Source organism: Cupriavidus taiwanensis (genome assembly GCF_900249755.1).
GTDB classification, from domain to species: Bacteria; Pseudomonadota; Gammaproteobacteria; order Burkholderiales; family Burkholderiaceae; genus Cupriavidus; species Cupriavidus taiwanensis_D.
In genome coordinates, this window is the sequence record NZ_LT976854.1 from 950,847 (window position 1) to 968,692 (window position 17,846).

Annotated in this window: 18 protein-coding genes; 6 read left to right on the plus strand and 12 right to left on the minus strand. The window is 68.0% G+C overall.

Translation table 11 applies throughout. The features are described 5' to 3' along the window. Positions 1-127 precede the first annotated feature (127 nt). From CBM2594_RS20060 to alaC, 5 genes are all read left to right on the plus strand, one after another. Positions 128-1,489: a capsule biosynthesis protein gene (locus CBM2594_RS20060; RefSeq protein WP_116358542.1), complete on the plus strand. Its 1,362-nt coding sequence runs from the start codon at positions 128-130 to the stop codon at positions 1,487-1,489. Between the two features lie 125 nt (positions 1,490-1,614). Next, positions 1,615-2,328: a PadR family transcriptional regulator gene (locus CBM2594_RS20065; protein ID WP_116358543.1), complete on the plus strand. Its 714-nt coding sequence runs from the start codon at positions 1,615-1,617 to the stop codon at positions 2,326-2,328. A 78-nt stretch (positions 2,329-2,406) separates the two neighbouring features. After that, positions 2,407-3,234: an SIP domain-containing protein gene (locus CBM2594_RS20070; protein WP_198048177.1), complete on the plus strand. Its 828-nt coding sequence runs from the start codon at positions 2,407-2,409 to the stop codon at positions 3,232-3,234. 117 nt (positions 3,235-3,351) lie between these two features. Further along, the gene (locus tag CBM2594_RS20075; protein ID WP_373457614.1) at positions 3,352-3,702 is read left to right on the plus strand and encodes a hypothetical protein; all 351 of its coding nucleotides are present in this window, start codon (positions 3,352-3,354) and stop codon (positions 3,700-3,702) included. A 145-nt stretch (positions 3,703-3,847) separates the two neighbouring features. Next, positions 3,848-5,077 carry an alanine transaminase gene (gene alaC, locus CBM2594_RS20080; protein WP_116358546.1) on the plus strand — a complete coding sequence of 410 codons (1,230 nt, stop codon included), beginning with the start codon at positions 3,848-3,850 and terminating at the stop codon, positions 5,075-5,077. A 13-nt stretch (positions 5,078-5,090) separates the two neighbouring features. Here alaC and CBM2594_RS20085 read toward each other — a convergent pair whose 3' ends face one another. From CBM2594_RS20085 to CBM2594_RS20110, 6 genes are all read right to left on the minus strand, one after another. After that, on the minus strand, positions 5,091-5,756 hold the full coding sequence (locus CBM2594_RS20085; RefSeq protein ID WP_116358547.1) for a Crp/Fnr family transcriptional regulator: 666 nt from the start codon (positions 5,754-5,756) through the stop codon (positions 5,091-5,093). A gap of 14 nt (positions 5,757-5,770) precedes the next feature. Next, complete coding sequence (locus CBM2594_RS20090; protein ID WP_116358548.1) at positions 5,771-6,904, minus strand: enoyl-CoA hydratase/isomerase family protein; 1,134 nt, start codon at positions 6,902-6,904, stop codon at positions 5,771-5,773. Positions 6,905-6,913: 9 nt separating this feature from the next. Then, the gene (locus tag CBM2594_RS20095; protein WP_116358549.1) at positions 6,914-7,684 is read right to left on the minus strand and encodes an enoyl-CoA hydratase; all 771 of its coding nucleotides are present in this window, start codon (positions 7,682-7,684) and stop codon (positions 6,914-6,916) included. Continuing rightward, positions 7,681-8,586, minus strand: coding sequence for a 3-hydroxyisobutyrate dehydrogenase (gene mmsB / locus CBM2594_RS20100; protein ID WP_116358550.1), 906 nt, complete (start codon positions 8,584-8,586; stop codon positions 7,681-7,683). The genes CBM2594_RS20095 and mmsB overlap by 4 nt, the downstream gene beginning before the upstream one ends. Positions 8,587-8,705: 119 nt before the next feature. Then, positions 8,706-10,229 carry a CoA-acylating methylmalonate-semialdehyde dehydrogenase gene (locus CBM2594_RS20105; protein ID WP_116358551.1) on the minus strand — a complete coding sequence of 508 codons (1,524 nt, stop codon included), beginning with the start codon at positions 10,227-10,229 and terminating at the stop codon, positions 8,706-8,708. Between the two features lie 40 nt (positions 10,230-10,269). Then, entirely contained in the window at positions 10,270-11,403 is a 1,134-nt protein-coding gene (locus CBM2594_RS20110; RefSeq protein WP_116358552.1) for an acyl-CoA dehydrogenase family protein, read from the minus strand. 152 nt (positions 11,404-11,555) lie between these two features. On the opposite strand from CBM2594_RS20110, the gene CBM2594_RS20115 reads away from it, so the two are divergent. After that, entirely contained in the window at positions 11,556-12,569 is a 1,014-nt protein-coding gene (locus CBM2594_RS20115; protein ID WP_116358553.1) for an AraC family transcriptional regulator, read from the plus strand. Positions 12,570-12,577: 8 nt separating this feature from the next. On the opposite strand, the gene fghA is transcribed toward CBM2594_RS20115, so the two are convergent. The 6 genes from fghA to CBM2594_RS20145 form a co-directional block, all read right to left on the minus strand. After that, complete coding sequence (gene fghA / locus CBM2594_RS20120; protein ID WP_116358554.1) at positions 12,578-13,420, minus strand: S-formylglutathione hydrolase; 843 nt, start codon at positions 13,418-13,420, stop codon at positions 12,578-12,580. Between the two features lie 13 nt (positions 13,421-13,433). After that, positions 13,434-14,540, minus strand: coding sequence for an S-(hydroxymethyl)glutathione dehydrogenase/class III alcohol dehydrogenase (locus tag CBM2594_RS20125; protein ID WP_116358555.1), 1,107 nt, complete (start codon positions 14,538-14,540; stop codon positions 13,434-13,436). Positions 14,541-14,694: 154 nt separating this feature from the next. Next, complete coding sequence (locus CBM2594_RS20130) at positions 14,695-16,077, minus strand: NTP/NDP exchange transporter (RefSeq protein WP_116358556.1); 1,383 nt, start codon at positions 16,075-16,077, stop codon at positions 14,695-14,697. A gap of 12 nt (positions 16,078-16,089) precedes the next feature. After that, on the minus strand, positions 16,090-17,007 hold the full coding sequence (locus CBM2594_RS20135; RefSeq protein ID WP_116358557.1) for an aldo/keto reductase: 918 nt from the start codon (positions 17,005-17,007) through the stop codon (positions 16,090-16,092). A gap of 86 nt (positions 17,008-17,093) precedes the next feature. Continuing rightward, positions 17,094-17,474, minus strand: coding sequence for a type II toxin-antitoxin system VapC family toxin (locus CBM2594_RS20140; RefSeq protein ID WP_116358558.1), 381 nt, complete (start codon positions 17,472-17,474; stop codon positions 17,094-17,096). Further along, positions 17,471-17,677 carry a type II toxin-antitoxin system VapB family antitoxin gene (locus CBM2594_RS20145; RefSeq protein ID WP_116358559.1) on the minus strand — a complete coding sequence of 69 codons (207 nt, stop codon included), beginning with the start codon at positions 17,675-17,677 and terminating at the stop codon, positions 17,471-17,473. The genes CBM2594_RS20140 and CBM2594_RS20145 overlap by 4 nt, the downstream gene beginning before the upstream one ends. Between the last annotated feature and the right edge of the window lie 169 nt (positions 17,678-17,846).

Sequence of the window (17,846 nt, forward strand, 5' to 3'; positions counted from 1 at the left end):
GCGGACAAGGGCAGAATCACAAGCAACGGGATACGAGAGCCACAAGAAGGTCGTCGCAATGTTGTCGTTCAGGGAGCCATCCGGAAGCATCGACACCTCCAGCCGGTTGCAGGGAGGCGCAGAGGCCATGCCGCAGAAGGCGCCCGCGCCAGTCGCGCCGGAGCCGGCATCACTGGACCAGATTGCCAGGCATCGGCGCATTCTGCTGCTGCAAGGACCGAACGGCCCGTTCTTCGCGCGCCTGCGTGACCTGCTCGCAGCCAAGGGCTGCCACGTCACCAAGGTCAATTTCAATGGCGGCGACGATATCTTCTATCGGCGCGGCGACGTTGTCCGGTTCATGCAGCCGATGGTGCTGTGGGAGGCCACGCTGCGCAACCTGGTTGCGGCGCGCCGGACCGACGCCATCGTGGTATTCGGCACCAGTCGCCAACACCACCGCCTTGCCGCGCGCGTGGCCGAGGCCCTGGGCATTGCGTTCTGGGCGTTCGAAGAGGGCTATGTGCGTCCGGACTACATCACCCTGGAGTGCGGCGGCGTGAATGCGGATTCTCCGCTTGCCACGCTTGCCATTGCGGAAATCCCGACGGTCAAGGCGCCGGCAAAGCCTCGCAGATTCCCCCATGCCTTCCGCAAGATGGCGCTGTACTCGTTCGTGTACTTTGCCGGCGGCATGGCAGGCGCGCGTCGCTATCCGCACTACCGGCATCACAAGCCATTCGGTTTGCCCGAGCTTGGGCAATGGATACGGGCGGCATACCGCAAGCAGGTCTATCGCTGGCAAGAGAGGCCGCTGCGGGAGCAACTGCTGGCGAACGACCACCCCCATTTTTTCCTGGTTCCGCTACAGGTCTACAACGACAGTCAGATCCGGACGCATAGCCCGTGGCGCAGGATCGAGGATTTTATCGAATGGACCGCGCATTCTTTCGCGCAGCATGCGCCGGCGGACAGCGTGCTGGTGTTCAAGCACCATCCGATGGATCGGGGGCATACCGACTACGCTGCCTTGGTCGACGCATGTGCGAAACGCTTCAGCGCCGAGGGCCGTATCGTCTATATCCACGATGCTCATCTGCCGTCGCTGCTGCACCGATGCATCGGGCTGGTGACGGTGAATTCAACGACCGGCCTGCAGGCCTTGTTTCACCGCGTTCCCGTCATTGCGCTCGGCCGCTGTTTCTATGCCAAGCCAGGCCTGACCTACCAGGGGCCGCTCGACGCCTTCTGGAATGATCCTGGTGCCGCGGATATGCGCGTCTACACGCGCTTCCGCAATTACCTCGTGCGGGTGTCGCAAATCAATTCGTCATTCTATGCGGACGACATGCTGGCGCCGGTCCCGGAGCGGGGCCGCAAGGCGCTTCAATGGAGAACGCTGGCGCGCCTGCTGTTCGCTCTGGGACTGGTGACTGCCGACGCCTATAGCGGTCGCGCCTGGGATATCGCCTCGGCCTTGAACGTGCTGGCCATGCTTCTGATCGAATAAGCACACGCGCAGGCGTGGCCTGCTGCGCGCAGCAAGAGGGAAAGGACTTGTCGCAGAGGCGAACTTGACTTTAGCTCGTACGATATATATCGTAAGATATGTCTAGCGACATACAGGAGAGCCTCATGCATCACCACCACCCGCACCACGACGGTTATGGCCAACATCCCGACCTTTTCGGCCGGGCCCGCCATCTCATGTTGCGCTTTGCCCCCCACCTGGTTCATCACGCCATGGCCCGCGGCCACGGCAGCGGTTTCTGGGGCGGCGGCCGCGACGACGACAGCTTCGGCCCCGGCAGCCCCGGCGGCTTCGACGAAGAAAGCTGGCGCCGCGGCCGCAAGTTCAGTGCCGACGACCTGCAGTTGCTGCTGCTGTCGTTACTCGAAGAAAAACCCAGCCATGGCTACGAACTGATCAAGGCGCTGGAGACGCGCACCAACGGCTTCTACAAGCCCAGTCCCGGCGTGGTTTATCCCGCGCTGACTTACCTGGAGGAAGTCGGCTATGCCACGGTCGACACCGAAGGCAACAAGAAGCGCTACCAGTTGTCTGAAACGGGCAAGGCGCACTTGGCTGCCAACCGCGAGCGTGTCGACGTGATGGTGGCGCGGCTGCGCCACGTGGCGCGCAAGATGGAGTGGATGCGCCGGGCGATGCGGGGCGAGCAGCAGCCCGAGCCGGAGCAGGGCGGCTGGCTGCCGGAACTGATGCAGGCGCGCGCGGCGCTGAAGCAGGCGCTGGTGATGCGCAGCGAAGCGGGTGCCGATGAGCAGCGCCGCATTGCCGCGATCCTGGCGCGCGCAGCGGCGGAGATTGAAGCGGGCCCGCAGGCCTGAACCATGGCGCTGACCCTGGCATCGGCCTTCGGCAATCGCGCCCGGCAGGTGCAGGGGGCGCACACAAGGAATCCCGATATGACCGAAAACACGACTGAACCCGCACGCAACCTGACCGTCGAGCGCGTGCGCCATCCGCTGAAGATGCGCTTGCTGCAGGTGCTGCGCACCACGCAGGTTTCGCCGCAACTGCTGCGCGTGACGCTGGGCGGTGCAGATCTGCAGGACTTTGTCTCGGCGTCGTTCGACGATCACGTCAAGGTGTTTTTCCCGGCTGCGGGGGATGACAAGCCGGTGCTGCCGCAGGTCACCGCGGACGGCGTTGTCTTCCCGGAAGGCCAGCCGCGCCCGGCGGCGCGCGACTACACGCCGCGCCGCTACGATGCGGCGAAGCTGGAGCTGGACCTCGAATTCGTGCTGCATGGCGACGGCCCTGCGTCGACCTGGGCGGCGCAGGCGCGGCCGGGCCAGTTCCTGGGCGTGGGCGGGCCGCGCGGCTCGTTCGTGGTGCCCACAGCGTTCGACTGGCACCTGCTGATCGGCGACGATACGGCGCTGCCGGCGATCGCGCGACGGCTGGAAGAGCTTGGCGCCGGCACCCAGGCCATCGTCGTGGTAGAGGTGGCCGATGCCGCCGCGCAGATCGCGCTGCCGAGCGCGGCGCAGGTCGACGTGCACTGGCTGCATCGCGGCGAGGCGCCGGAAGGCAGCCTGCTGGAAGGCGCGCTGCGCAAGCTGGCGCTGCCGCGTGGCGAGGGCTATGTGTGGGCCGCCGGCGAGGGCGCCGCGATGAAGGCCGTGCGCCAGTACCTGGTGACGGAACGCGGCATCGACAAGAAGCGCATCCGCGCGTCGGCCTACTGGAAGCGCGGGGCGTCGGCGGTGCACGAGACGCTGGACGACTGAGTGCGCGGCAACGCGGTGTACGCGGGCGCGGGCATGCCATAAGATGGCGGCATCGCCAACGCCAGGAGCAGCGCCGTGCCGTTTGCCATCAAGCCATTGCGCATCGCCGCCGCGGCGATGTCGTTCGTTGTATTGGCCGCGTGCGCGCCGGATTCGGTGCGCAATATCGAGGCCAGAGGCTTCAACGCCTATCTCGATTCGCTGCAGGCCGCGTGCCCTAATATGGTCGTCGGCTCCAGCAATATCAGCGAGTGGCTGCGCACCAGCGGCAGCCGGGACGATGACAACTACGTCTACTGGCTGGACCAGACCTCACGGCTGTATTACCGGCGCATCTCTGCGGCGCAGTATCGCGAGTCGGTCAGCGCGGCGCTTGGCGGCAAGTCGGATTCGCGCGCGCTGGACTGCATCGTGCGCAACCTGCCCGCGGAGCGGCCGACGCATCCGCCGGGCGGCAAGCTGCTCTGATCCGTTGCGCACGGCCGCACATGGCCGTTGTGCAATCGCCGCATCCCCGCTAACATGAGTCCCCGGCAGCCGACCAGTTCGATAAAGGACAGACGCTGCCGACGTCGCTCGGACGGTTCCGGGCGCTTACGTAAAGGACTTCCTCATGACTGCCGCTTCCTCCGGCAAGCGCCGCTTCGCGCGCATCGATCGCCTTCCCCCGTACGTTTTCAATATCACCGCCGAGCTGAAGATGGCCGCCCGCCGCCGTGGCGAGGACATCATCGACATGAGCATGGGCAACCCGGATGGCGCCACGCCGGCGCATATCGTGGCCAAGCTTACCGAAGCGGCGCAGCGGCCCGATACGCACGGCTATTCGGCATCCAAGGGCATTCCTCGGCTGCGCCGCGCGATCTCGCACTGGTACCGCGAACGCTATGACGTCGAGATCGATCCGGATACCGAGGCCATCGTCACGATCGGCTCCAAGGAGGGCCTGGCGCATCTGATGCTGGCCACGCTGGACCGCGGCGACACGGTGCTGGTGCCGGATCCCAGCTATCCCATCCACATCTACGGCGCGGTCATCGCCGGGGCCGATATCCGCTCAGTGCCGCTGGTGCCGGGCATCGACTTCTTTGCCGAGCTGGAGCGCGCCATCCGCGGCAGCTATCCCAAGCCCAAGATGATCGTGCTGGGTTTTCCGTCGAACCCGACGGCGCAATGCGTGGAGCTCGATTTTTTCGAGCGCGTGATCGCGCTGGCGCGCAAGCACGATATCTTCGTGGTGCACGACCTGGCCTACGCCGACATCGTCTTCGATGGCTGGAAGGCGCCGTCGATCATGCAGGTGCCCGGCGCCAAGGACATCGCGGTGGAGTTCTTCACGCTGTCCAAGAGCTACAACATGGCGGGCTGGCGCGTGGGCTTCATGGTCGGCAACCCGGACCTGGTGGCGGCGCTGACGCGCATCAAAAGCTATCACGACTACGGCACCTTCACGCCGCTGCAGATCGCGGCCATTGCCGCGCTGGAGGGCGACCAGCAATGCGTGAGCGAGATCGCCGCGCAATACCAGTCGCGCCGCGACGTGCTGGCGCGCGGGCTGATCGAGGCCGGGTGGCCGGTGGAGATTCCGAAGGCGTCGATGTATATCTGGGCGCGGATTCCTGAGCCATACCGCGCGCTGGGCTCGCTCGAGTTCTCCAAGCAGCTGCTGGCCAAGGCCAAGGTATCGGTGTCGCCGGGCATCGGCTTTGGCGACTATGGCGACGAGTACGTGCGCTTTGCGCTGATCGAAAATGAATCGCGCATCCGGCAGGCGGTGCGCGGCATCAAGGCGATGTTCCGCGCGGACGGGCTGGTGAAGCCGTCGGCGCCGGCACAGGCATGAACGAGCGCCGCGCTCAGTAGCGGCGCAGCGCCTCCAGGTCGAGCACATGCACGGCGCCGTGCTCGACCGCCAGCAAGCCTTCGCTCTCCAGCACCTTGAGCGCGGCATTGGCCCGCTGGCGAGAAATCCCCGCCAGCAGGCCGACTTCCTCCTGCGTCAGATGCAGCGCCGGACCCAGGCCCGGGCATAGCACCGGATGGAACAGCGTCGCCAGCGCCCGCGCCACGCGTCCTTCGATGCCATGCAGCCGTTCGTGCTCGACGGTGGCGATAAACAAGCCGAGCCGTTCGTTGAGCTGGTCCAGCAGGTAGCGGTTGAAGGGAAGGCTGGTTTCCTGCAGCCAGCGGAAGGTGGCACCGGGCATGTACGCGATGCGGGAATCGCGCAGCGCCACCACGTCATAGCGCAGCGCCTCGCGCTTGAGCAGCGAACCTTCGCCGAGCCAGCCGCCGGCCGGCACGCCGGTCAGCGTGGCGCGCTTGCCGGAGGGCGCGGCGCAATGCACCTTGACCAGGCCCTCGGCGACGCCCAGCCAGCTGTCGGCCAGGTCGCCCTTGCGGATAACGTAGGCGCCCTGCGGCACCGCGCGCTCACGCAGTTCGTTGCGCACGCGATCGCGCTGCGCCGGCGTCAGTGCCGCGGCCCAGGGGCTGCGTGCCAGCAGCGCGTCGAGGCTCACGGCACGGCTTCCATTCAGGCGAACGGAGCCAGGGGCAGCGGCTGCTCGCCCGGCGCCCACCACGGCCGGAACAGCGCCTGTACGTCGGCATCATCCACCGCGTCATAACTGGTGACGCGCCACTGCGGGGCGTTGTCCTTGTCGACGATCAGCGCGCGCACGCCCTCGACGAAGTCGCCTCGCGCGAAGGTGTTGACCACTACCGCCAGTTCCATGCGGAAGCACTCGGCCAGGTCCATCCTGCGCCCACGCAGCAGCAGCTCGCGCGTGGCGCACGCTGACAGTGGCGAGCGCGTGCGCAGCACGTCGATGGTGCGGGTGGCCCACGCGGTGTAGGCGGAGTCGTCCTGGCAAGCCAGTCCGGCAAGGATCTCCGGCAGGGTTGCGTGCGCCGGGAAATGCTGCAGCAGGGCGGGCAGCACTTGCAGCAGCGGGGCGTCCGCGGCGCTGGCAATGGGCTCGCGCACCAGCGCACGGCGCAGGTCCGCCAGCGTGTCATGGCCCCAGTCGATGCCGGCGAGGGTTTGCTCAAGCCCGGCCAGCGTGCCGCTGTCGACTGCCGCATCGGCCAGCCCGCACAGCAAGGCGTCCGGGGCGCCGATGCTGACGCCCGTCAAGCCCAGGTAGAGCGCCAGCGGCACCGGCAGCTTCGACAGGAAATGGCTGGCGCCCACGTCCGGCACCAGGCCGATGCCGGTCTCGGGCATGGCCACGCGCGAGCGTTCGGTGACCAGGCGCAGGTGCGCGGCTTGCGCCAGCCCCATGCCGCCGCCCATGACGATGCCGTCCATCAGCGCCACCAGCGGCTTGGGATAGCGGTGCAGGCGGTAGTCCAGCGTGTATTCGTCAATAAAGAAGCGCCGGTGCAGCGGCGTGCCGTCGCGGTAGCTGTCGGTCAGCGCGCGGATATCGCCGCCGGCGCAGAAGGCCTTGGGGCCCGCGCCGCGCAGCACCACTGCGCGGATGGCATCGTCATTCGCCCACGCTTCCATCCGCGCGCCCAGCGCGACGATCATCGGGTAGGACAGCGCATTGAGCTGGCGCGGCCGGTTCAGCGTGGCAATGCCGACGCCGTTGACCACCTGGAACACAACCTCCGGCTCGGCCACATCCAGGTTGGCGGCCTTGATCTCTTCGGTCAGTCGCATGGCGGGCTCCTAGGCGTTGCGCCATTGCGGCGCGCGTTTCTCGAGGAAGGCGTTGACGCCCTCGCGCTGGTCGGCATCGTCGAACAGGTCGACAAAGCGCTCGCGCTCCAGCGCGAGCGCGGCCTGGCGCGGCACACCCTGGCGCGCCAGGTGTACCAGCCGCTTGCTGTGCGCGGCGGCACGCGGGCTGACGCCGCAGGCGCGCTCGGCCATCGCCAGCGCCGTCGCCAGGGCCTGGCCGCGCGGCACCACCTGTTCCACCAGGCCGATGCGCAGCGCGGTGGCCGCGTCGATGCGCTCGTTGGTCAGGATCATGCGCTTGGCCCAGCCTTCGCCCACCAGCCACGGCAGCGTCTGCGTGCCGCAGCCGCACGGCAGCAGGCCGACGGCGGCTTCGGGCAGTGCCATCTGCGCCTGCTCCTCGGCGATGCGGATGTCGCAGGCGAGCGCGCATTCCAGCCCGCCGCCCATGGCATAGCCGTTGATCGCGGCAATCACCACCGGGCGCGCGTTCTGCAGCGCTTCGAAGGCGCTGCCGAACTGCTGCGCCATCACGCGCGCGTGGGCGCGGTCGCCGTCGGCAAAGCCGTTCAGGTCGGCACCGGCGCTGAAGAATTTCTCGCCGGCGCCGGTGACGACCACGGCGCGCACTTCCGGGTTGGCGTCGATCCTTGCCACCAGCTCGCGCAACTGTTGCAGGCCTTCGGCGGTGAAGGCGTTGGCGGGCGGACGGCTCAGCGTCAGCGTGGCGACATGGCCGTGCAGGGCGAACTCGATCATTGCTTGGGCTCCTTGTCCGCGGCGGACAGGTACTGGCGAATCACGCCGGAAAAGTCGAGCTGGCCGTCGCCGGCATGGTTCACGGCCTGGTAGACCTGCTGCGCCAGCGCGCCGAGAAACAGCGGCTGCTTCACGCTGCGTGCGGCGTCCGCGGCCAGGCCCAGGTCCTTGAGCATCAGGTCGGCGCCAAAGCCACCGCTGTAGCCGCGGCTGGCCGGCGCGGTCTCGATCACGCCGGGCCAGGGGTTGCAGGTGTCCGACGCCCAGCAGCGCCCGGTCGAGGTATTGACGATGCCCGCCAGCACGTTGGCGTCGATGCCGAGCTTCACCCCCAGCGCCATCGCCTCGGCAACGCCGATCATCGAGATGCCGAGGATCAGGTTGTTGCAGATCTTGGCGACCTGGCCGGTGCCGGTGCCGCCGCAATGGACCAGGTTGCGGCCCATGCCTGCCAGCACCGGACGCACCTGCGCGAACAGCGCCTCGGTGGCGCCGACCATGAAGGTCAGCGTGCCGGCCTGCGCGCCAACGGTGCCGCCGGAGACCGGCGCATCGGCCAGCGCGTTGCCGCGGGCCTCGGCCGCGGCGGCCAGTTCGCGCACGGTGGCGGGGTCGATGGTGCTGGAGTCGACCAGCGGCACGCCGGGGCGCACGCCGGCCAGCACGCCTTCCGGCCCCAGGTAGGCGCTGCGCACATGGGCGGCTGCGGGCAGCATGGTGATGACAAACTCCGCTTCGGCAACGGCCTTGCGGGCGGAATCAGCCGACGCTGCGCCTTCGGCGCACAGCGAAGCCACTGCAGCAGCGTTAAGGTCGAATACGGTGAGCGTGTGGCCGGCTTTGAGCAGGTTGCGCGCCATGGGCGCGCCCATGTTGCCCAGGCCGATGAAGGCGATATGCATGGGGTGTCTCCGTCGATGAAGGAAGTTTTGAATCCTGCTCGGTTTGCTCCCCTCTTCCGCGTGCGGGAGAGGGGAGCAAACAAGCGGTTCGCGTCCGGCGTCAGGCTTTTTCGTCTCGCTTACTTCAAACTAATCGTCGTATTCACCCCATCATTCACCGTCGCATCGTCAAACCACCGTGCCGTCACCGTCTTGGTCTGCGTGTAGAACTGCACCACCTGCTTGCCATACGGCCCCAGGTCGCCCAGCTTGGAGCCGCGCGAGCCGGTGAAGCTGAAGTAGGGCACCGGTACCGGGATGGGGATGTTGATGCCGACCTGGCCGACGTCGATCTCGCTCTGGAACTTGCGCGCCGCGGCGCCGCTCTGCGTGAATACGCCGGTGCCGTTGCCGAACGGGTTGCGGTTGACCAGCGCGATGGCGTCGTCCAGCGTGTCGACGCCGATCACCACCAGCACCGGTCCGAAGATCTCTTCGGTGTAGATCGACATGTCGGTCTTCACGTCGGTGAAGATGGTCGGGCCGATGAAGTTGCCCTGCGGATATCCCTCAACTTCCACGCCGCGCCCGTCCAGCGCCAGCGTGGCGCCTTCGCGTTCGCCGGCGGCGATCAGGCCCAGGATGCGCTCCTTTGCCGCCACCGAAACCACCGGGCCGACATCGGTGCCCGGCTCCGCGCCGGCGCCGACCTTGAGCGTCTTGGCGCGTGCCACCAGGTCGGGCACCCAGTCACGCGCCGCGCCCACCAGCACCACCACCGAAGTGGCCATGCAGCGCTGGCCGGCCGCACCGAAGCCGGCGCCCGCCAGCGCGTTCAGGGTCTGTTCCTTGTGCGCGTCGGGCAGCACCACCGCATGGTTCTTCGCGCCCATCATCGACTGCACGCGCTTGCCGTGCGCACCGGCGAGGTTGTAGACGTGGGTGCCGACCGCGGTGGAGCCGACGAACGACACCGCCTTGATATCCGGGTGCGTGCACAGCGCATCGACCACGTCCTTGGCGCCGTGCACCACGTTCAGCACGCCCGGCGGCACGCCGGCTTCCAGCGCCAGCTTGACCAGCTCCATGGTGGACAGCGGATCCTGCTCGGACGGCTTGAGCACGAAGGTATTGCCGCAGACGATCGCCATCGGGAACATCCACAGCGGGATCATCGCGGGGAAGTTGAACGGCGTGATGCCCGCGCAAACGCCGATCGGCTGCTGCAGCGTGTAGGTGTCGACGGTGGCGGCGACGTTCTCGGCAAAGCCGCCTTGCTGCAGCGTGCCGATCGAGCACGCATGCTCGACCACCTCCAGCCCGCGGAAGATGTCGCCTTCGGCATCGGCCAGGGTCTTGCCTTGCTCGGCGGTCAGGATCGCGGCGATGCGCTTGGTGTGCTCGCGGATCAGCGCCTGGAAGCGCAGCATGACGCGCAGCCGCGCGCCGATCGGGGTGTGGCGCCAGGTGGCAAAGGCGCGCTGCGCAGCGCCAACTGCTGCCGCGACTTCGCTCGCGGTGGCGAGCGGCACGCGCGCCAGCACTTCCTGCGTGGCGGGATTGACCACGTTGCGGAATTCGGTGGCGGACGAGTCCACCCATTCGCCGTTGATCAGCAGCGGTACGGTCGGCACGGCATTGTCGGTCATGGGCACGGCATTCATGGTTGTCTCCGGAGGGTGTTGTTCTGCAGGGGAAGAAGGGTCAGAGGCTGCGCGCGATCAGCATGCGCTGGATCTCGCTGGTGCCTTCGTAGATCTGGGTAATGCGGGCGTCGCGGTAGTGGCGCTCGACCGGGTAGTCTTCGAGGTAGCCGTAGCCGCCGTGGATCTGCAGCGCCTTGGAGCACACGCGCTCGGCCAGCTCCGACGCATACAGCTTGGCTTGCGAAGCCTCGGACAGGCACGGCACGCCATCGCTGCGCATGCGCGCGGCGCGGTGCACCAGCAGCCGCGCGGCGTTCAGTTCGGTGGCCATGTCGGCCAGCATGTTGGCGATGGGCGGATGCTCGCGCAGCGCGCGTCCGAACTGGATGCGTTCGGAGGCGTAGCGGCAGGCGGCCTCGAACGCCGAACGCGCGATGCCGATCGCCTGCGCGGCGATGCCGATGCGTCCGCCCTCCAGGTTGGACAGCGCGATGCGCAGGCCTTCGCCGGGCTCGCCCAGCAGTGCATCGTGCGGTACGGTGCAGTCTTCCAGCGTGATCGCGCAGGTGTCGGAGGCGCGGATGCCGAGCTTCTTCTCGGGCGCGTGGACGATGAAGCCCGGAGTGTCGGTGGGCACAAGGAAGGCTGAGATGCCCTTTTTGCCGCGCTCGGGCTCGGTCGAGGCGAACACCACGGCGACGCCGGCGCGCTGGCCATTGGTGACAAACTGCTTGCTGCCGTTGAGCACCCAGCCGTTGTCGGTGAAGCGGGCGCGGGTGCGCAGGTTGTGCGCCTCGGATCCGGCCTGCGGTTCGGTCAGGCAGAAGGCGCCGATCAGTTCGCCGCTGGCAAGCCGAGCCAGGTAGCGCTCTTTCTGCGCATCGGTGCCGTAGTGCAGGATCGGCCCGCAGCCGACCGAGTTGTGCACGCTCATCATCGTCGCGCAGGCGGCGCAGCCGGCGGCGATTTCTTCGATGGCGAGCGCGTAGGCGACGTAGTCCGTGTACGTGCCGCCCCATTCCTCGGGCACGATCATGCCCAGCAGCCCCAGTGCGCCCATTTCGGCGACAACGTCGTCGGGCAGCCGGCCGTCGCGGTCCCATTGCGCGGCGCCGCCGGCCAGCCGCTCGGTGGCAAAGGCGCGCGCGCTGTCGCGGATCATGGTTTGCTCTTCGGTGTAGTCGCTGTGCATGGCAGATCTGGGTGGGCGTTTGGAGCCGCGCGGCAACTCAGGCAGAATGCGCGCTCGGCGTTTGACCTGCGGGCAGTGTAGGAACGCCCGGGGCTGGCTCCTATGCCAAAATCCGCCAATCTTCGTGAACTCGTTTGCCACCCGCCAGCGCCATGGAAAAAGGCAGTGTCGCCATCTGTTTCGTCCACCACGCCATCGCCGGCCTGCGCGCGCGCGGCATCGACCCCGATCCGGTGCTGCGCGGCGCCGGCATTGCCCCGGCGCTGCTGGCGGTGCCGCAGGCGCGGGTCTCGGCCGCCAGCTACAGCGAACTGTGGCTGGCCGTGGCGGCGGCGCTGGATGATGAGTTCTTCGGCCAGGATTCGCGCAGCATGAAGTGCGGCAGCTTTGCCATGCTGTGCCATGCGGTGGCGGGCAGCCGCACGCTGGCGCAGGGGCTGGAGCGCATCACGCGGTACTTCCGGCTGCTGCTCGACGATATCGGCGTGCGGCTGGAGCGGCATGGCGACGAGGCCGCGCTGGTGCTGACCGCGCCGCGCGCACACCTGGGGCGGCAGCCCGGCGTGTTCGCGCAGGAAACCATGCTGATCATGCTGCATGGGCTGATGAGCTGGCTGCTGCGGCGGCGCGTGCCGGTGCGGCTGGCGGCGTTCGACTATGCCGAGCCCCCTTACAGCGCGGAATATCGCGTCATGTATTCGCGCCAGCTGGCGTTCGCGCAGCCGGCCACGGCGCTGGTGTTCGACGCGGCGCTGCTGGCGCAGCCGGTGCGCCAGGACGAGCGCAGCCTGAAGGCCTTCCTGCGCGACGCTCCGCACAACGTCGTGGTCAAGTATTCAGACCGCAGCAGCATGGGCGCGCGCGTGCGCCGGCTGTTGCGCAACCAGCGTCCCGATCAATGGCCGACCTTCGAAGACCTGGCCGTCAGCCTGAACCTGTCGGCATCGTCGTTGCGGCGCCGGCTGATGGAGGAGGGCGTCAGCTACCAGGACCTGAAGGATGCGCTGCGGCGCGACCTGGCGATCGAGGCGCTCAGCCATTCGGGGCGCCCGGTGGCGGATATCGCGGCCGAGCTCGGCTTTGCCGAGCCCGGCGCGTTCCACCGCGCGTTCCGGCGCTGGACCGGATCGCGCCCGGGGGCCTACCGCCGGCTGGCGGAAGATTGAGTGCGCGGCTACAGCTGCGTGGCGTGGTGCCGGATGTGGTCGGCGATAAAGCTGGTGATGAAGTAGTAGCCGTGGTCGTAGCCGCTGTGCCGGCGCAGCGTCAGCGGCTGGCCGACGGCCTGGCACGCCGCGGCGAAGGCCTCCGGATGCAGCTGGCTTTGCAGGAACTGGTCGTCCAGCCCCTGGTCGACCAGGATGCCGGCCGGGAACGGCGCCCCTTGCTGGCGCGCCATCAGCTCGCTCGCGTCATACTGGGCCCACGCGGCGCGGTCGCTGCCGAGGTAGCCGGTAAAGGCCTTCTCGCCCCACGGGCAGCGCGACGGCGCGGCGATCGGCGCGAACGCCGACACCGAGCGGAAGCGCTGCGGATGGCGCTGCGCCAGCACCAGCGCACCGTGCCCGCCCATCGAATGCCCGAAGATGCCGACGCGCGCGGCATCCCCCGGCAACGCGGTGGTCACCAGTTCGAACAGTTCTTCCGCGACGTAGCTCTCCATGCGCCAGTGCTTCTGCCAAGGGGCCTCGGCGGCGTCGACATAGAACCCCGCGCCCACGCCGAAGTCCCATGCATCCGCCTCGCCCGGCAGGCCTGCGCCGCGCGGGCTGGTGTCGGGCGCCACCAGCATCAGGCCGTGCTCGGCGGCAAAACGCTGGGCGCCGGCCTTGATCATGAAGGTCTCTTCGGTGCAGGTCAGGCCGGCCAGGTAAAACAGCACCGGCACGCGTGCGCCCGCCTGCGCCTGCGGTGGCAGGTAGACCGAGAAACGCATCGGCAGCCCGATCGCCACCGAGTCATGGCGATAGAAGCGCTGCACGCCGCCGTGGCAGCCGTGTTGCGAGATCAGTTCCATGTCGGCGCGGCTCCTAGTACAGCACCACCGAGCGGATCGACTCGCCGCGCTTCATCAGGTCGAAGCCTTCGTTGATGCGCTCCAGCGGCAGCGTGTGGGTGATCAGGTCGTCGATATTGAGCTTGCCTTCCATGTACCAGTCGACGATCTTCGGCACGTCGGTGCGGCCGCGCGCGCCGCCGAAAGCGGAACCCTTCCACTCGCGCCCGGTCACCAGCTGGAACGGACGCGTCGAGATCTCCGCGCCGGCCTCGGCCACGCCGATGATGATCGACTTGCCCCAGCCCTTGTGGCAGCACTCCAGCGCCTGGCGCATGACCTGCGTATTGCCGATGCATTCGAACGAGTAGTCGGCGCCGCCGTCGGTCAGCTGGATGATGTGGTCGACCACGTTGTCCACATCCTTCGGGTTGATGAAGTGGGTCATGCCGAACTTGCGCGCCATCGCTTCGCGGCCCGGGTTCAGGTCGACGCCGATGATCTTGTCGGCGCCCACCATCTTCGCCGCCTGGATCACGTTCAGGCCGATGCCGCCCAGGCCGAACACGACCACGTTGGCGCCGGCTTCCACCTTGGCGGTGAACAGCACCGCGCCGACGCCGGTGGTGACGCCGCAGCCGATGTAGCAGACCTTGTCGAACGGCGCATCGGGGCGGATCTTCGCCAGCGCGATCTCCGGCACCACGATGTGGTTGGCAAAGGTCGAGGTGCCCATGTAGTGGAAGATCGGCTTGCCATCGATCGAGAAGCGCGAGGTGCCGTCGGGCATCAGGCCCTTGCCCTGGGTGGCGCGGATGGCCTGGCACAGGTTGGTCTTGCGCGACAGGCAGAACTTGCACTGGCGGCATTCCGGCGTGTACAGCGGGATCACGTGGTCGCCGGGCTTGAGCGAGGTCACGCCCGGGCCGACGTCGGTGACGATGCCGGCGCCCTCATGGCCCAGGATGGCGGGAAAGATGCCTTCCGGGTCGGCGCCGGACAGCGTGTAGTAGTCGGTGTGGCAGATGCCGGTGGCCTTCACTTCCACCAGCACTTCGCCGGCGCGCGGGCCGTCGAGGTCGACGTCTTCGATGGTCAGCGGGGCGCCGGCTTTCCAGGCGATGGCGGCTTTGGTTTTCATGGGGAAGTCCTCCGGGATCAGGAATATGGGGGGCGTCTTACGTGGCTTGGGCGTTGCGCGGCGAAAGGCTGGCGCGATGCCGAAGCCGGTCAGCTCCGAGGACATGACTATACGGTCTTCCTGCGGCATGAGGCCAGCGTTGGCCGATCAGCGGTCAGCGTCTGCGGGCCGCGAGTTCCACCCCATGGTCGACATCACTGCCAGGTTCTTCACCCGTTGGCCGCAACTGTCCCGCATGCCGCCGCCCCAGCCACCAACCCAGTCCGGCCCACCCCACCGCCAGCAGCGCTCCCGCCAATGCCACCGTCGCGGGATGTCCCGACAGCGCATCGATCGCAGTCTTGACCCACGCGCTGACCGCATCGCCCGCGCGGTAGACGGCGGTGTCGATCACGTTCTTGGCCTTGTACTTGGTCTCGGCATCGACGACGGTGAACAGCATCTCGCGGCCGGGGCGCAGCAGCGCATACTCGCCCACGCGCCGCAGGATCATGACGCCGGCCAGTACGCCGAAGGTTGGAAGCAGCGCCAGCACCAGGAATCCAGCGGCAACGGCCAGCGGCACCGCGGTCAGCAGCACGGTGACGCCGTAGCGGCGCGCCATCCTGCCAGTGAAGAATAGCTGCACGAGGATGGTCAGCGCCTGTACCACGGCATCCAGCGCGCTGAACACCTGGGTCTGGCGGGTGCGCTCGGGAAAGGCCTCGGCGACGAGCCGGGCCTGCTCGAAGTAGAGGAAGGTACTGGCGGTGGCCAGCAGGATCACGAACAGAGCGATGCCGAGCAGGTAGCGCGAACGCAGCAGCAGCGACAGCCCGGCCAGCAGTCCGCCGCCGATCGGATTGGCCGGATCCTCGGCCGCGCCGGCAACGCGCTGGCCCGGCGGCCCGACGCCGGCGCCGGCACGACGGCGCCAGCCGAACAGCCAGCCCACGCCCGGCAGCGTGGCGGCCAGCAATGCGGCCGACAGCAGCATCAGGCCGGTCAGGCCGATGTGCGGCACCAGCCAGCCGCCCAGCACCGGCCCGGCGAGTCCGCCCGCGCTGGCGCCGGCGGCCAGCAGCGCGAACAGCCGGCGCGCCTGCTCGGGGCGGAACACATCGGCCATCAGGCTCCAGGCCACCGACACCACGAACAGGTTGAACACGGACAGCCACACGTAGAACACGCGCGCCAGCCAGACGTTGTCGGGCAGCGCGCGCGTGGCCAGTGCGAAGGCCAGCAGGTTGGCGATGAAGAAGGCGTATACCCACGGCACGAAGCGGCGCCGCGGCAGCCAGGCGCAGACCGCGCCGTAGAGCGGGATCGCGGCCAGCATCACGACAAAGGTGGCGGTGAACAGCCATTGCAGGTTTTTCACACCGCCGGCGATGCCCATGGTCTCGCGCACCGGGCGCAGCATGAAATAGCTGGCGAACAGGCAGAAGAAGAACAGGAAGCCGGCCACCACGGCGCCGCCTTCGCCGCTGCGCACGCCGAAGCCGTGCCACAGTCGGGCCAGGCGGCCGGCAGGCGCGTCGTGCGCGGGCTCGTCCACGGCCGGCGCGGCTCAGCGAAGCAGCGCGGCGATGCGCTCGCGCTGGCCGGGATCGGGCATGCGGCCCAGCGCGGCGCCGAGATTGTCGGCCATGTTGCGCGGCTTGGAGGTCGCCGGGATGGCGGCGGTCACGGCCGGATGGCTGACGACGAACTTCAGGAACAGCTGGCCCCAAGAGCCGCAGTCGATGTCGCCGGCCCATGGCGGCAGCGCGCGGTCCTTGACGACGCGGAACAGGCGGCCGTCCTGGAACGGCCGGTTGACCAGGACCGCCACGCCGCGCGCCTCGCACAGCGGCAGCAACGTTCGCTCGGCATTGCGCTCGCCCACGGAGTAGTTGATCTGGACAAAGTCCACGCGCTCGGCGCGCACGATTTTTTCCAGCGCCTCGTGCGCGTCGTCGCGGTAATGGGTGATGCCGAGGTAGCGGATGCGGCCCTGTTCCTTCAACTGGCGCAGCCAGCGCAGGTTGCCCTGCCAGTCGATCAGGTTGTGAATCTGCAGCAGGTCGACCTTGTCCACATGCAGGTCTGCCAGCGAGCGTTCCCATTGCGCCTGCGCCGGCGCGCCGGATCGGGCCGAGATCTTGGTGGCCAGGAAAACCCGGTTGCGCGCATTGGCCGCGCGCAGCAGGTCGCCCGTCACGGCTTCGGCACTGCCGTAGCTGGGCGCGGTATCGACCACCGAGCCTTCGGTCTGCAGCAACAGCCCCATGACCTCCGCCAGCGGCTTGCGTTCGTCGGCGCCGGCCCCGACGTCGAAGGTGTCGGCGGTGCCCATGCCGATCACGGGCAGGGCTTCGGTAGTGCCAGGAATGGTGCGGCGCAGGGGCGCGGCGACGGTGGCGGCATGGGACGGCGGCGCGGGCCCGAACCCTGTGGCGGCCAGCCCGGCGGCCAGGCCGAGGAATGAGCGACGGTCGATCGACATGGGCGGGCCTCCGGCGAGTCACTGACTGGTTGACCTTAGGCGGTGGACTTCGCCATGTAAACCGTCGCGTGCGCAGCGGAAATCCCCTAGTGCAGGCGAGCGCGGTATCCCACGCCAAACCGGACGGACAATTCCCCCAGGCGCTGGTCCAGCGTCCAGAGCCGGGCGCCGGGAGTAATCAGCGTCGAAGCCAGCAGGGTGACATCCACAAGGCCGCAGCCCAGCCCGTACAGTCTCTCGCGCTCGACCAGTGCGATGACCTCGGCCAGCGTTGCCTGCCTGGCAGGCTGCAACAGCCCGATGTCGCCGAGCGTCTGTGCCCGGGGCGACGGCGGCGTGCCGCAGGCCAGCTCAGCCACGATCATGGGGTGGGTCAGCACCTGGTCAGCCTCCATCAGGCTAACCAGGGCTTCATTGCGGTGCCGGAAATGGCCCACCCACACCGACGTGTCGACGAGCACGCTCATTTGGCCTCGGGTGCGGGAGCGCGACGCGGCACGTCTTGCATGTCGGGGGCCGCGCCGCCGAGGGCCGCGAGGCGCTTGGCCGCCTGCACCCGAACGAAGGTCTTGATGGCTTCGCGAAAGAGGTCTGATTTGTCCATGCCGGGGTCCGCCATTTCCAGTGCTTGTTCATACAGGGCGTCATCGACCGTGACTGTCGTGCGCATCGCAGGCTCCTTGAATCAGGTTTGATGGTAATGTGCATCAAAAACGGAATCAAGGCAAGGCCTGATCGATTGCGGCGCCGACCGCCGGCGATACGCCGGGTGGCGACCCGCTCGCCAGTGACCGATAACGCTTGCAGTATTGGCTGCGGGTGCCAGGGCGTCGATGAGA